This is a genomic window from Pseudomonas sp. F(2018), from assembly GCF_005508865.1.
GTDB lineage: Bacteria > Pseudomonadota > Gammaproteobacteria > Pseudomonadales > Pseudomonadaceae > Aquipseudomonas.
Genome location: NZ_SCOM01000003.1, coordinates 557,420 through 571,712 on the forward strand (window position 1 = coordinate 557,420; position 14,293 = coordinate 571,712).

The following is a 14,293-nucleotide window of genomic DNA, read 5'->3' on the forward strand; positions in this document are numbered from 1 at the left end:
CGATTTCAACCGAGCAAAATCAAGGATTTATTTATGTTTCCACTCTTCCCAGATCAATCCCTGCAAAGCTGTGGATAAAGGTAACTGGAGGCTGGGTAAAAGCCTGGGCGTAACACCGTGGAAAAACCATCTGTGGGTAAAACGGCGATTCCTGCACAGGCCTTGCACCTGCTGCGAACATCCAGCGCACTGCTTGCCGACAGCCTTATCCTTCCCTGAAGGCCCTGCCGGACAAGCCCTGCAGCGACTTCTCCACAGCCTGGAGGGCCGCTATTAAGTTTTATCAGTACAAGCTCTTTAAAGAATTTCTTTCCTTTTATCTTCTTTATGCATTCCAGGCTGGTTGGAAATTGACCTGCGCCCTCGGTTTCACTAGAATCGCCGGTCTCTTTAAACGGGGGCCATTTCCGGCCCTTCGAACCATCCAGGTAGATCACCATGAAACGCACTTTCCAACCCAGCACCCTCAAGCGCGCTCGCACCCATGGTTTCCGCGCTCGCATGGCCACCAAGAACGGCCGTGCCGTCCTGTCGCGTCGTCGCGCCAAGGGCCGCAAGCGTCTGACCGTCTGATAAACCGGAACGGATGGTGAGTCGAGACTTCAGTCGGGAAAAGCGTCTGCTAACCCCCCGGCACTTCAAGGCAGTTTTCGACTCACCGAGCGGCAAGGCACCCGGCAAGAACGTCCTGCTCCTCGCGCGTGCCAACGATCTCGACCATCCCCGCCTGGGGCTGGTGATCGGCAAGAAAAGCGTCAAGCTCTCCGTCGAGCGCAACCGTCTGAAACGCCTGATCCGGGATTCCTTCCGGCTCAACCAGGAGTTGCTGGCTGGTATGGACATTGTCGTGGTGGCACGCAAAGGCCTTGGCGATCTGGACAACCCCGAATTGCATCAGCAGTTCGGCAAACTCTGGAAACGCCTTGCCAAGCAGCGTCCCGAGGCCGCTCCTCCCGGGGTAAGCGACAGCCCCCATGCGTAAACTGGCGATCCTACCGATCCAGTTCTACCGCTACGCCATCAGCCCCTTGATGGCCAGTCACTGTCGCTTCTATCCCAGCTGCTCCTGCTACATGCAACAGGCCATCGAGACCCATGGCGTGTTGCATGGCGGTTGGCTCGGCCTGCGTCGCCTGGGCCGCTGCCACCCCTGGAATCCCGGTGGTTATGACCCGGTTCCGCCCCCTTCTTCCCCTTCGATGACCGAGTAATCCATGGATATCCAACGCTCGATCCTGCTCGTCGCCCTGGCCATCGTGTCCTACCTGATGGTTCTGCAGTGGAACGAGGACTACGGCCAGGCTGCCATTCCGGCCAGTGCCAGCGCTACCGTCGGCGGCAAACCCGCCACCGACCTGCCGGACGTACCGACCAGCAATGCCGCGGACGACGTGCCGACCGCCAATGGCGAGGCCAACCCGCAGCTGGCTGCGCCGGCCGCCGTCAGCGACGAGCTGATCCGCGTTAAGACCGACGTCCTGGAACTGGCCATCGATCCGAAGGGCGGCGATATCGTCCAGCTGACCCTGCCGAAGTACCCGCGTCGTCAGGACCATCCGGAAGTGCCGTTCCAGCTGTTCGACAACGGCGGCGAGCGTACCTACCTGGCGCAGAGCGGCCTGATCGGCAGCAATGCCCCGGACAAATCCAGCGGCCGTGCCCTGTGGAGCAGCGACAAGCGCAGCTATGAACTGGCCGAAGGTCAGGACCAGCTGGTAGTCGAGCTCACCTACGCCGAGGCGGGCGTCAACTACGTCAAACGCTTCAGCTTCGAGCGCGGCCAGTACGACCTGGGCGTCACCTACAAGGTCGACAACCAGAGCGGTCAGGCCTGGAGCGGCAACTTCTACGCCCAGCTCAAGCGCGACAACAGCGCCGATCCTTCGTCCACCACCGCCACCGGCACCGCCACCTACCTGGGCGCCGCCCTGTGGACCGCCGAAGAGCCTTACAAAAAGGTCAAGATGGGCGACATGGACGACAAGAACCTGCGCGAAACCGTGCAGGGTGGCTGGGTCGCCTGGCTGCAGCACTACTTCGTCACCGCCTGGGTCGCCGACAAGGACGACAGCAACAGCGTGCAGACCCGCAAGGACAGCCAGGGCAACTACATCATCGGCTTCACCGGTCCGCAGCTGAGCGTCGCCGCCGGTGCCAGCGCCGAGACCGGTGCCGTTCTCTATGCCGGTCCGAAGATCCAAGAACACCTGAAGCAGCTGTCTCCGGGCCTGGAACTGACCGTCGACTACGGCATCCTGTGGTTCATCGCCCAACCGATCTTCTGGCTGCTGGAACATATCCACAACCTGCTCGGTAACTGGGGCTGGTCGATCATCGTCCTGACCATCATCATCAAACTGGCGTTCTTCCCGCTGTCCGCCGCCAGCTACCGCTCCATGGCCCGCATGCGCGCCGTGTCGCCGAAGCTGGCCGCGCTGAAGGAACAGCATGGCGACGATCGCCAGAAAATGTCCCAGGCGATGATGGAGCTGTACAAGAAGGAGAAGATCAACCCGCTCGGTGGCTGCCTGCCGATCCTGGTGCAGATGCCGGTATTCCTGGCCCTCTACTGGGTGCTGCTGGAAAGCGTCGAGATGCGCCAGGCCCCGTGGCTGGGCTGGATCACCGACCTGTCGATCAAGGATCCGTTCTTCCTGCTGCCGATCATCATGGGCGCCACCATGTTCATCCAGCAGCGTCTGAACCCGACTCCGCCGGACCCCATGCAGGCCAAGGTGATGAAGCTGATGCCGATCATCTTCACCTTCTTCTTCCTCTGGTTCCCCGCCGGTCTGGTGCTGTACTGGGTGGTCAACAACGTCCTGTCCATTGCCCAGCAGTGGTACATTACCCGGCAGATCGAGGCCGCGACGGCGAAAGCCTGAGTCCGCTGAAGCTGCACAAGACGCCCCCTCGTGGGGCGTTTTGCTATCCGCAACATATTCACAGTCGAGAAACCGCCCATGTCCACCGTTCGCGAAACCATCGCCGCCGTCGCCACCGCCCAGGGCCGCGGAGGGGTCGGCATCGTGCGGGTCTCCGGGCCACAGGCGCGGGCCATCGGTGTCAGCCTCGGCGACCTGCAGCCGAAGCCGCGCCACGCCCACTATGGCGCCTGGCACGACGGCGATGGCCAGGTGATCGACCAGGGCCTGCTGTTGTTCTTCCCCGGTCCCAATTCCTTCACCGGCGAGGACGTGCTCGAGCTGCAGGGCCACGGCGGCCCGGTAGTGCTGGACATGCTGCTGCAGCGCTGCCTGCAGCTGGGCGCCCGCCAGGCCCGGCCGGGTGAGTTCAGCGAGCGCGCCTTCCTCAACGACAAGCTCGACCTGGCCCAGGCCGAGGCCATTGCGGATCTGATCGAGGCCAGCTCGACCCAGGCCGCACGCAATGCCCTGCGCTCGCTGCAGGGCGAGTTCTCGCGGCGGGTGCACGAGCTGACCGAGCGCCTGATCCAGCTGCGCATCTATGTGGAGGCGGCCATCGACTTCCCCGAGGAGGAGATCGACTTCCTCGCCGATGGCCATGTGCTCAGTCAGCTCGATGGCGTACGCGACTACTTATCCACAGTCATTCGCGAAGCAGGCCAGGGGGCGCTGCTGCGCGACGGCATGAACGTGGTGATCGCCGGCCGCCCCAATGCCGGCAAGTCGAGCCTGCTCAACGCCCTGGCGGGGCGCGAGGCGGCCATCGTCACTGATATCGCCGGCACCACCCGCGACGTGCTGCGCGAACATATCCACATCGACGGCATGCCGCTGCACGTGGTGGACACCGCCGGCCTGCGCAACACCGACGACCAGGTCGAGCGCATTGGCGTGGAGCGTGCGCTCAAGGCCATCGGCGAGGCGGATCGGGTACTGCTGGTGGTGGATTCCACCGCACCGGAGGCGGCCGATCCCTTCGCCCTGTGGCCGGAGTTCCTCGATACCAGGCCCGATCCGGCCCGGGTCACCCTGATCCGCAACAAGGCCGACCTGTCTGGCGAAGCGGTGCTGCTGGACACCAGCGACGACGGCCATGTGACCATCTCGCTGTCCGCCAAATCGGCCGAAGGGCTGGATCTGCTGCGCGAGCACCTGAAGGCCTGCATGGGCTTCGAACAGACCGCCGAGAGCGGCTTCAGCGCCCGTCGTCGCCACCTCGAAGCCCTGCGCCAGGCCCAGACCAGCCTCGAGCACGGCCGTAACCAGCTGATCCTGATGGGCGCCGGCGAACTGCTGGCGGAGGACCTGCGTCAGGCGCAACAGGCGCTCGGCGAAATCACCGGGGCCTTCAGCTCGGACGACCTGCTGGGACGGATCTTCTCCAGCTTCTGCATCGGCAAATAAGCTTTCTGAACCCTGTGGAAAACCACGCCTGAGCCCGGTCGATAAGCCTGGTGATAAGGGGTTGGAAAACCCACCTGTGCATAAATAGCTTTTTCATCCACAGGCGTTATCCAGCTTGCCCAGCGGATAGGGCCAGGAATGGCACAGCCTTATACATCGCGGCAGGCCCTGGTATATGGCGCCTGTAGCGATCTATCCACAGAAAAGCGCTGCACCATACATAAACATAAAAACTAGGCTTTATAAGATTTCTCTCTTTTATTCTCTATTTCTCTGAAAGAGCGCAGCCTGGCTATTTTTTGTGCAGAAGGCTTCATTCGGGCAGACCAACTCCCTATACTTGCCACCCCTTTTTCCAATCCCCCTTTCTCTACAGGCACGAGGTGCGTGGTGGACTTCCCTTCCCGTTTTGACGTGATCGTGATCGGCGGCGGCCATGCCGGCACCGAGGCTGCGCTGGCAGCCGCACGCATGAGCGTGAAGACCCTGCTGCTGACCCACAATGTGGAAACCCTCGGCCAGATGAGCTGCAACCCAGCCATCGGCGGTATCGGCAAGAGCCACCTGGTCAAGGAAATCGATGCCCTCGGCGGCGCCATGGCGCTGGCCACCGACAAGGGCGGCATCCAGTTCCGCGTGCTCAACAGCCGCAAGGGCCCAGCCGTACGCGCCACCCGCGCCCAGGCCGACCGCGTGCTGTACAAGGCGGCGATTCGCGAGATCCTGGAAAACCAGCCGAACCTGTGGATATTCCAGCAGGCGGCGGACGACCTGATCGTCGAGCAGGACCAGGTCAAGGGTGTGGTTACCCAGATGGGCCTGCGCTTCATGGCCGACAACGTGGTGCTGACCACCGGCACCTTCCTCGGCGGACTTATCCACATCGGTCTGCAGAACTATTCCGGCGGCCGTGCCGGCGATCCACCCTCGATCGCCCTGGCCAAGCGCCTGCGTGAGCTGCCGCTGCGTGTCGGTCGACTGAAGACCGGTACCCCGCCGCGCATCGATGGCCGTTCGGTGGACTTCTCGGTGATGACCGAGCAGCCCGGCGACACACCGATTCCGGTGATATCCTTCCTCGGCAACAAGGACATGCACCCGCGGCAGATCAGCTGCTGGATGACCCACACCAACGCGCGCACCCACGAGATCATCGCCAGCAACCTGGATCGCTCGCCGATGTACTCCGGTGTGATCGAGGGCATCGGCCCGCGCTACTGCCCGTCGATCGAGGACAAGATCCATCGCTTCGCCGACAAGGACAGCCACCAGGTATTCATCGAGCCGGAAGGCCTGACGACCCACGAGCTGTATCCCAACGGCATCTCCACCTCGCTCCCGTTCGACGTGCAGCTGGAGATCGTGCGCTCGATCCGCGGCATGGAAAACGCCCATATCGTCCGTCCCGGCTACGCCATCGAGTACGACTACTTCGACCCGCGCGACCTCAAGTACAGCCTGGAGACCAAGGTTATCGGCGGCCTGTTCTTCGCCGGTCAGATCAACGGCACCACCGGCTACGAAGAAGCCGGCGCCCAGGGCCTGCTGGCCGGGGCCAACGCCGCGCTGCGCGCCCAGGGCAAAGACGCCTGGTGCCCGCGTCGCGACGAGGCCTATATCGGCGTGCTGGTCGACGACCTGATCACCCTGGGCACCCAGGAGCCGTACCGCATGTTCACCTCGCGCGCCGAGTACCGCTTGATCCTGCGCGAGGACAACGCCGACCTGCGCCTGACCGAGAAGGGCCGCGAGCTGGGCCTGGTCGACGACACCCGCTGGGCCGCCTTTGAGGCCAAGCGCGAGGGCATCGTCCAGGAAGAACAGCGCCTGAAGAGCACCTGGGTGCGCCCGGGCACACCGCAGGGCGATGCCATCGTCGCGCGCTTCGGCACCCCGCTGGCCCATGAGTACAACCTGCTCAACCTGCTGGCCCGCCCGGAAATCGACTACGCCGCCCTGGCCGAGGTGACCGAAGCGCCGCAGGTCGATGCCCAGGTCGCCGAGCAGGTGGAGATCAAGACCAAGTACGCCGGCTACATCGACCGCCAGCAGGAAGAGATCGAGCGTCTGCGTGCCAGTGAAGACACCAAGCTGCCGGCCGATATCGACTACGCCAGCATCTCCGGCCTGTCCAAGGAGATTCAGCACAAGCTCGGCAATGCCCGCCCCGAGACGCTCGGTCAGGCTGGCCGCATCCCGGGCGTGACGCCGGCGGCCATCTCCCTGCTGCTGATCCACCTGAAGAAACGCGGCGCCGGCCGCCAGCTGGAGCAGAGCGCCTGATGTCCGTGGTCACCCAACGCCATGCCGATGAACTCGCGCAGGGCGCGCAGACGCTTGGCGTAACGCTCACCGCCCAGCAGCACGAACAGCTGCTCGGTTACCTGGCCCTGCTGATCAAGTGGAACAAGGCCTACAACCTGACCGCCGTGCGCAACCCGGACGAGATGGTTTCGCGCCATCTGCTCGATAGCCTCAGCGTCGTGCCCTTTGTCGCCGAGCGCGGCGATAGCTGGCTGGACGTCGGCAGCGGCGGCGGCATGCCCGGCATCCCGCTGGCCATCCTGTTCCCCGAGCGACGTTTCACCCTGCTCGACTCCAATGGCAAGAAGACCCGCTTCCTCACCCAGGTGAAGCTGGAGCTCAAGCTGGCCAACCTGGAAGTTGTCCACAGCCGCGTCGAGGAATTTCGGCCACAGCTACCGTTCGCCGGCATCTGCTCGCGCGCCTTCAGCTCGCTGGAAGACTTCAGCTACTGGACTCGCCACCTGGGCGACGCCGATACCCATTGGTTGGCGATGAAGGGCGTGCAGCCCGACGACGAGCTGCAGGCACTGCCGGCGGACTTCCGCCTGCAAAGCTGCGACGTGCTCAAGGTTCCCGGTTGCCAAGGCCAGCGTCACCTGTTGATACTGCGACGCTCGGTCTAGGGGGAAGCACAGATGGCCAAGGTATTCGCGATCGCCAATCAGAAAGGCGGGGTCGGCAAGACCACCACCTGCATCAACCTGGCCGCCTCGCTGGTCGCGACCAAGCGCCGCGTGCTGCTGATCGACCTCGATCCACAGGGCAACGCCACCATGGGCAGTGGTGTGGATAAGCAGGCCCTGGAGCACTCCATCTACGACGTGCTGATCGGCGAAAGCACCGTCGGCGAAGCGATGCAGTTCTCCGAGCACGGCGGCTACCAGCTGCTGCCGGCTAACCGAGACCTGACCGCCGCGGAAGTCGCGCTGCTCGAGATGAAGATGAAGGAGAGCCGCCTGCGTTACGCCCTGGCGCCGATCCGCGAGAACTACGACTACATCCTCATAGACTGCCCGCCGGCGCTGTCCATGCTCACGGTCAACGCCCTGGTCGCCGCCGATGGGGTGATCATCCCCATGCAGTGCGAGTACTACGCACTGGAAGGTCTCACCGACCTGATGAACAGCATCCAGCGCATCGCCCAGCTGCTCAACCCGACCCTGAAGATCGAAGGCCTGCTGCGCACCATGTATGACCCGCGCATCAGCCTGACCAACGACGTCTCGGCCCAGCTCAAGAGCCACTTCGGCGAGCAGCTGTACGACGTGGTCATCCCGCGCAACGTGCGCCTGGCCGAGGCGCCCAGCTTCGGCATGCCGGCGCTGGCCTACGACAAGCAATCCCGTGGCGCCATCGCCTATCTGGCCCTGGCCGGCGAACTGGTACGCCGCCAGCGCTCCGCCGCGAAAACCGCAACCGCATAAGGAATCCCATGGCCATCAAGAAGCGCGGACTCGGCCGCGGACTGGACGCCCTGCTCGGCGGCAGCACCGCCGCTGTCCTCGAGGAAGAAGCGGTCAAGGCCGATAGCCGTGAGCTGCAGCACCTGCCGCTGGACCTGATTCAGCGCGGCAAGTACCAGCCGCGCCGCGACATGGACCCGTCCGCCCTGGAAGAGCTGGCCAACTCGATCAAGGCCCAGGGCGTGATGCAGCCGATCGTGGTGCGCCCCATCGGTGGCGGCCGCTTCGAGATCATCGCCGGCGAGCGCCGCTGGCGCGCCAGCCAGCAGGCCGGCCTGGACAAGATCCCGGCCATGGTCCGCGAAGTGCCGGACGAAGCCGCCATCGCCATGGCGCTGATCGAGAACATCCAGCGCGAGGACCTCAATCCGATCGAGGAAGCCGTGGCCCTGCAGCGCCTGCAGCAGGAGTTCGAGCTGACCCAGCAGCAGGTCGCCGATGCGGTGGGCAAGTCGCGCGTCACCATTACAAACCTGCTGCGCCTGATCGCCCTGCCGGAAGAGATCAAGACCCTCCTCGCCCATGGCGATCTGGAGATGGGCCATGCCCGTGCCCTGCTCGGTCTGCCCCTGGAACAGCAGGTCGAGGGCGCGCGACATGTTGTCGCACGGGGCCTCACCGTGCGCCAAACCGAGGCACTGGTGCGTCAGTGGCTGAACAGCAAGGAAAAGCCCGTCGAGAAGGTCAAGGCCGATCCGGACATCAACCGCCTGGAACAGCGCCTGGCCGAGAAGCTAGGGGCCCCGGTGCAGATCAAGCACGGGCAGAAGGGCAAGGGTCAGCTGGTGATCCGCTACAACTCGCTGGATGAACTGCAGGGCGTGCTGGCTCATATCCGCTGAAATCCGGACACAATTGCTCATGTAGCGAGCGGTCGGAATTCGCTACCGGCCAGTTGAACGGGTGGGGAACCCCCCCTATACTCTGCGCGCATTTTGTCGGCACAAAGTATGCCAAGTTGTTGATTTAACGTGCCGACCCAGAGGAACAGCGAAGATGGATGCCCGCACGCAGAAGCGCCTGCCCTTCCATCGTTTACCGGTCTTTCCGGTGCTGCTGGCCCAACTGGTCGTGATGCTGTTGGCCGCCGCCGTGCTGTATGGCTGGCGTGGCCCGGTAAGCGCCTATTCGGGACTCTGCGGGGGGCTGATTGCCTGGCTTCCCAACCTGTACTTCGCCCACAAGGCATTCCGCTTCAGCGGGGCCCGGGCCGCCCAGAACATCGTCCGGTCCTTTTATGCCGGCGAGGCGGGCAAGCTGATTCTGACGGCAGTGCTGTTCGCACTGACGTTCGTGGTGGTGAAACCACTGGAGGCGCCGGTTCTGTTCGGTGTCTTCGTGCTGGCGCTCAGCGTTGGCTGGTTCGCTCCGCTGCTGATGAGAACAAGACTTTCGAGACCTTAGAGCGTTTGAGGCAAACATGGCAGAACAAACCGCTTCGGGCTATATCCAGCACCACCTGCAGAACCTGACCTTCGGGAAACTGCCGAACGGTGACTGGGGCTTCGCCCACACTGCGCAAGAAGCAAAGGAAATGGGCTTCTGGGCCTTCCACGTCGACACCCTGGGCTGGTCCGTCCTGCTCGGTCTGGTGTTCATCCTGCTGTTCCGCATGGCCGCCAAGCGTGCCACCAGCGGCCAGCCGGGTGGCCTGCAGAACTTCGTCGAAGTACTGATCGAGTTCGTCGACGGCAGCGTGAAGGACACCTTCCACGGCCGTAACAACCTGATCGCTCCCTTGGCCCTGACCATCTTCGTCTGGATCTTCCTGATGAACCTGATGGACCTGGTGCCGGTGGACTTCCTGCCGATGGCCGCCGCTGCCATCACCGGCAACGATCACCTGTTCTTCCGCGTGGTACCGACCACCGACCCGAACGCCACCCTGGGCATGGCCCTGTCGGTGTTCGCCCTGATCGTGTTCTACAGCATCAAGGTCAAGGGCATCGGCGGCTTCCTCGGCGAGCTGACCCTGCACCCGTTCGGCAGCAAGAACATCGCCGTGCAGATCCTGCTGATCCCGGTGAACTTCCTGCTGGAGTTTGTCACCCTGATCGCCAAGCCGATCTCTCTGGCTCTGCGTCTGTTCGGCAACATGTATGCCGGCGAGCTGATCTTCATCCTGATCGCCGTGATGTTCGGCAGCGGCCTGTTCCTGCTGAGCACTCTGGGCGTGGCGCTGAACTGGGCGTGGGCGGTGTTCCACATCCTGATCATCACCCTGCAGGCCTTCATCTTCATGATGTTGACCATCGTCTACCTGTCGATGGCTCACGAAGACAACCACTAAGCGGCCGCCGCCGCTTTAGGTAAAACGAAAACCGCTTTATCGCTTCAACCTAAACCAATACGACGTAAAAGTCGGGAGGAAAAATGGAAACTGTAGTTGGTCTCACCGCGATTGCTGTTGCCCTGCTGATCGGTCTGGGCGCTCTGGGTACTGCCATTGGCTTCGGTCTGCTGGGCGGCAAGTTCCTGGAAGGCGCTGCTCGTCAGCCGGAAATGGTTCCGATGCTGCAGGTGAAAATGTTCATCGTCGCCGGTCTGCTGGACGCCGTGACCATGATCGGCGTTGGTATCGCTCTGTTCTTCACCTTCGCGAACCCCTTCGTTGGTCAAATCGCCGGCTAATCACTCGCTTGCGAGCTGATTGGTTTGACGAAACAACGAACAGCGAGGTACTGGCGTGAACATTAATGCAACCCTGATTGGCCAGGCCGTTGCGTTCTTCATTTTCGTGCTGTTCTGCATGAAGTTCGTGTGGCCTCCGGTCATCACGGCTCTGCGCGAACGCCAAAAGAAGATCGCCGATGGTCTGGACGCCGCCAACCGTGCGGCTCGCGATCTGGAACTGGCCCACGAGAAAGTGGCCCAGCAACTGCGCGAAGCCAAAACCCAGGCTGCTGAAATCATCGAGCAGGCCAAGAAACGCGGTACTCAGATCGTCGACGAAGCCCGTGATCAGGCTCGTGTCGAAGCTGACCGTGTGAAGGCTCAGGCTCAGGCCGAGATCGAACAGGAACTGAACAGCGTCAAAGACGCCCTGCGTGCCCAAGTGGGTGCCCTGGCCGTCGGCGGTGCCGAGAAGATCCTGGGTGCGTCCATCGATCAAAACGCGCATGCGGAGCTGGTTAACAAACTGGCCGCCGAAATCTAAGCGAGGGCGATCATGGCAGAACTGACCACGCTGGCCCGACCTTACGCCAAGGCAGCTTTCGAGCACGCTCAGGCCCACCAGCAACTGGCCTCCTGGTCAGCCATGCTCGGCCTGGCTGCAGCGGTGTCGCAAGACGACACCATGCAGCGCGTGCTCAAGGCCCCGCGTCTGACGAGTACAGAAAAGGCCACCACTTTCAATGAAGTGTGTGGTGACAAGTTCGACGCCCAGGCACGTAACTTCATTTCCGTCGTCTCCGAAAACGATCGTCTCGATCTGTTGCCGGAAATCGCCGCCCAGTTCGAGCTGTACAAGGCCGAGCAGGAGAAGTCGGTAGACGTGGAAGTGACCAGTGCCTTCGCATTGAGCACCGAACAGCAAGACAAACTCGCCAAGGTTCTCAGCGCACGGCTCAGCCGAGAAGTGCGTCTGCACGCGACGGAAGACTCCTCCCTCATCGGTGGTGTCGTGATCCGCGCGGGCGACCTGGTTATCGATGGCTCGGTTCGCGGCAAAATCGCGAAACTGGCCGAAGCGTTGAAATCTTGAGTTTGAAGGGGCAGCAGAGCAATGCAGCAACTCAATCCTTCCGAAATTAGTGAAATCATCAAGGGACGTATCGAGAAACTCGACGTCTCTTCCCAAGCCCGCAACGAAGGTACCGTGGTATCCGTTTCCGACGGTATCGTGCGTATCTACGGTCTGGCCGACGTTATGTACGGCGAAATGATCGAGTTCCCGGGCGGCGTCTACGGTATGGCGCTGAACCTGGAGCAAGACTCCGTCGGCGCCGTAGTGCTGGGTGCATACACCAGCCTCGCCGAAGGCATGAGCGCCAAGTGCACCGGCCGCATCCTGGAAGTCCCGGTTGGTCCGGAACTGCTGGGTCGCGTAGTCGACGCACTGGGCAACCCGATCGATGGCAAAGGCCCGATCAATGCTCAAGCCACCGACGCCGTCGAGAAAGTCGCTCCGGGCGTGATCTGGCGTAAGTCGGTCGACCAGCCGGTGCAAACCGGTTACAAGTCGGTAGATGCCATGATCCCGGTAGGCCGTGGCCAGCGCGAGCTGATCATCGGTGACCGTCAGATCGGTAAGACCGCCCTGGCCGTCGACGCCATCATCAACCAGAAGAACAGCGGCATCCGCTGCGTCTACGTTGCCATCGGTCAGAAGCAATCGACCATCGCCAACGTGGTTCGCAAGCTGGAAGAAGCTGGCGCCCTGGCCAACACCATCGTTGTCGCCGCGTCCGCGTCCGAGTCGGCTGCCCTGCAGTTCCTCGCTCCGTACGCCGGTTGCACCATGGGCGAATACTTCCGCGACCGCGGTGAAGACGCCCTGATCGTGTACGACGACCTGTCCAAGCAGGCCGTTGCCTACCGCCAGATCTCCCTGCTGCTGCGCCGTCCGCCGGGCCGCGAAGCCTACCCGGGCGACGTGTTCTATCTCCACAGCCGTCTGCTGGAGCGCGCTTCCCGCGTTTCCGAAGAGTACGTCGAGAAGTTCACCAATGGCGCCGTGACTGGCAAGACCGGTTCTCTGACCGCTCTGCCGATCATCGAAACCCAGGCTGGTGACGTTTCCGCGTTCGTTCCGACCAACGTGATCTCGATCACCGACGGTCAGATCTTCCTGGAATCGGCCATGTTCAACTCGGGTATCCGTCCGGCCGTCAACGCCGGTATCTCGGTTTCCCGCGTGGGTGGTGCCGCTCAGACCAAGATCATCAAGAAGCTGTCCGGTGGTATCCGTACCGCTCTGGCTCAGTACCGTGAACTGGCGGCCTTCGCCCAGTTCGCTTCTGACCTGGACGAGGCTACCCGCAAGCAGCTGGATCACGGTCAGCGCGTTACCGAGCTGATGAAGCAGAAGCAGTACGCGCCGATGTCGATCGCCGACATGTCGGTGAGCCTGTACGCCGCCGAGCGTGGTTTCCTGGCCGACGTCGAAGTCGCCAAGATCATCAGCTTCGAGCAGGCCCTGATCGCCTTCTTCAACCGTGAGAACGCCGCTCTGATGGCGAAGATCAACGAGAAGGGCGACTTCAATGACGACATCGATGGCCAGCTGAAAGCCGGTATCGAGAAGTTCAAGGCCACCCAAACCTGGTAAGCCGCAGTGGGGGTCGCGAGGCCCCCGCTTGCTAACCTGATAGGTGTTACATGGCAGGCGCAAAAGAGATTCGCAGCAAGATTGCGAGCATCAAAAGCACGCAGAAGATCACCAGCGCCATGGAAAAGGTGGCGACCAGCAAAATGCGCAGAGCTCAACAGCGCATGGCGTCTAGTCGTCCCTACGCGGAGCGTATCCGCCAGGTGATTGGTCATCTGGCCAACGCCAACCCGGAATATCGTCACCCGTTCATGATCGAGCGTGAAGTCAAGCGCGTCGGTTACGTGGTGGTGAGTTCGGACCGTGGTCTGTGCGGTGGTCTGAATACCAACCTGTTCAAGGCTCTGGTCAAGGACATGGCGAGCAATCGCGAGCAAGGCGTAGAGGTTGATCTCTGCGTGATTGGCAGCAAGGGTGCGGCGTTCTTCCGCAACTTTGGTGGCAATGTCGTTGCTGCGATCAGCCACCTGGGCGAAGAACCGTCGATCAACGATCTGATCGGTTCCGTCAAGGTCATGCTCGATGCTTACCTCGAAGGTCGCATCGATCGTCTGTCCGTGGTCTCGAACAAGTTCGTCAATACCATGACGCAAAAGCCGACAGTGGAGCAGCTCGTTCCCCTGGTGGCGACTCCGGATGAAGGTCTCAAGCACCACTGGGACTACCTGTACGAACCCGACGCCAAACAGCTGCTCGACGGCCTGATGGTGCGCTACGTGGAATCGCAGGTGTACCAGGCAGTGGTTGAGAACAACGCGGCTGAACAAGCGGCCCGGATGATCGCGATGAAGAACGCCACCGACAACGCTGGCGATCTGATCAAAGACCTGCAGCTGATTTACAACAAGGCGCGTCAGGCAGCGATCACCCAGGAAATTTCGGAAATCGTCGGCGGCGCTGCCGCGGTTTAAGAACGGTTC

The 14,293-nt window shown here is 62.2% G+C and carries 17 protein-coding genes; 16 read left to right on the forward strand and 1 reads right to left on the reverse strand.

The window, feature by feature from the left end; all coding sequences use genetic code 11:
- Positions 1-53: 53 nt before the first annotated feature.
- Positions 54-440, reverse strand: a complete 387-nt coding sequence (locus FFS62_RS16515) for a hypothetical protein (RefSeq protein WP_137973923.1) — start codon at positions 438-440, stop codon at positions 54-56.
- Between FFS62_RS16515 and rpmH the strand changes: the two genes are divergently transcribed.
- The 16 genes from rpmH (at position 439) to atpG (ending at position 14,284) form a co-directional block, all read left to right on the forward strand.
- The gene (gene rpmH, locus FFS62_RS16520; RefSeq protein WP_137973924.1) at positions 439-573 is read left to right on the forward strand and encodes a 50S ribosomal protein L34; all 135 of its coding nucleotides are present in this window, start codon (positions 439-441) and stop codon (positions 571-573) included. The two genes, FFS62_RS16515 and rpmH, sit on opposite strands and share 2 nt — an antisense overlap.
- Positions 574-586: 13 nt before the next feature.
- Positions 587-982 (forward strand): ribonuclease P protein component, encoded by a 396-nt coding sequence (gene rnpA, locus FFS62_RS16525; protein ID WP_137973925.1) that lies wholly within the window; start codon positions 587-589, stop codon positions 980-982.
- The gene (gene yidD / locus FFS62_RS16530; protein ID WP_137973926.1) at positions 975-1,211 is read left to right on the forward strand and encodes a membrane protein insertion efficiency factor YidD; all 237 of its coding nucleotides are present in this window, start codon (positions 975-977) and stop codon (positions 1,209-1,211) included. Before rnpA ends, yidD begins: the two co-directional genes overlap by 8 nt.
- Positions 1,212-1,214: 3 nt before the next feature.
- Complete coding sequence (gene yidC / locus FFS62_RS16535; RefSeq protein WP_137973927.1) at positions 1,215-2,885, forward strand: membrane protein insertase YidC; 1,671 nt, start codon at positions 1,215-1,217, stop codon at positions 2,883-2,885.
- 78 nt (positions 2,886-2,963) lie between these two features.
- Complete coding sequence (gene mnmE, locus FFS62_RS16540; RefSeq protein WP_137973928.1) at positions 2,964-4,331, forward strand: tRNA uridine-5-carboxymethylaminomethyl(34) synthesis GTPase MnmE; 1,368 nt, start codon at positions 2,964-2,966, stop codon at positions 4,329-4,331.
- A gap of 390 nt (positions 4,332-4,721) precedes the next feature.
- Positions 4,722-6,614 carry a tRNA uridine-5-carboxymethylaminomethyl(34) synthesis enzyme MnmG gene (gene mnmG / locus FFS62_RS16545; RefSeq protein ID WP_137973929.1) on the forward strand — a complete coding sequence of 631 codons (1,893 nt, stop codon included), beginning with the start codon at positions 4,722-4,724 and terminating at the stop codon, positions 6,612-6,614.
- Positions 6,614-7,261, forward strand: coding sequence for a 16S rRNA (guanine(527)-N(7))-methyltransferase RsmG (gene rsmG / locus FFS62_RS16550; RefSeq protein WP_137973930.1), 648 nt, complete (start codon positions 6,614-6,616; stop codon positions 7,259-7,261). Before mnmG ends, rsmG begins: the two co-directional genes overlap by 1 nt.
- Positions 7,262-7,273: 12 nt before the next feature.
- A complete protein-coding gene (locus tag FFS62_RS16555; RefSeq protein WP_137973931.1) occupies positions 7,274-8,062 on the forward strand; it encodes a ParA family protein in 789 nt (262 codons plus the stop codon).
- An 8-nt stretch (positions 8,063-8,070) separates the two neighbouring features.
- The gene (locus FFS62_RS16560) at positions 8,071-8,943 is read left to right on the forward strand and encodes a ParB/RepB/Spo0J family partition protein (protein WP_137973932.1); all 873 of its coding nucleotides are present in this window, start codon (positions 8,071-8,073) and stop codon (positions 8,941-8,943) included.
- A gap of 154 nt (positions 8,944-9,097) precedes the next feature.
- Positions 9,098-9,505, forward strand: a complete 408-nt coding sequence (locus FFS62_RS16565) for a F0F1 ATP synthase subunit I (protein ID WP_137973933.1) — start codon at positions 9,098-9,100, stop codon at positions 9,503-9,505.
- Positions 9,506-9,521: 16 nt separating this feature from the next.
- On the forward strand, positions 9,522-10,391 hold the full coding sequence (gene atpB / locus FFS62_RS16570) for a F0F1 ATP synthase subunit A (protein ID WP_137973934.1): 870 nt from the start codon (positions 9,522-9,524) through the stop codon (positions 10,389-10,391).
- Positions 10,392-10,474: 83 nt separating this feature from the next.
- A complete protein-coding gene (gene atpE, locus FFS62_RS16575) occupies positions 10,475-10,732 on the forward strand; it encodes a F0F1 ATP synthase subunit C (RefSeq protein WP_003097235.1) in 258 nt (85 codons plus the stop codon).
- 55 nt (positions 10,733-10,787) lie between these two features.
- Complete coding sequence (locus FFS62_RS16580; protein ID WP_137973935.1) at positions 10,788-11,258, forward strand: F0F1 ATP synthase subunit B; 471 nt, start codon at positions 10,788-10,790, stop codon at positions 11,256-11,258.
- A gap of 12 nt (positions 11,259-11,270) precedes the next feature.
- Positions 11,271-11,807, forward strand: coding sequence for a F0F1 ATP synthase subunit delta (locus FFS62_RS16585; RefSeq protein WP_137973936.1), 537 nt, complete (start codon positions 11,271-11,273; stop codon positions 11,805-11,807).
- 21 nt (positions 11,808-11,828) lie between these two features.
- The gene (gene atpA / locus FFS62_RS16590) at positions 11,829-13,373 is read left to right on the forward strand and encodes a F0F1 ATP synthase subunit alpha (protein ID WP_021702536.1); all 1,545 of its coding nucleotides are present in this window, start codon (positions 11,829-11,831) and stop codon (positions 13,371-13,373) included.
- 50 nt (positions 13,374-13,423) lie between these two features.
- Positions 13,424-14,284: a F0F1 ATP synthase subunit gamma gene (gene atpG / locus FFS62_RS16595; RefSeq protein ID WP_137973937.1), complete on the forward strand. Its 861-nt coding sequence runs from the start codon at positions 13,424-13,426 to the stop codon at positions 14,282-14,284.
- Positions 14,285-14,293 lie beyond the last annotated feature (9 nt).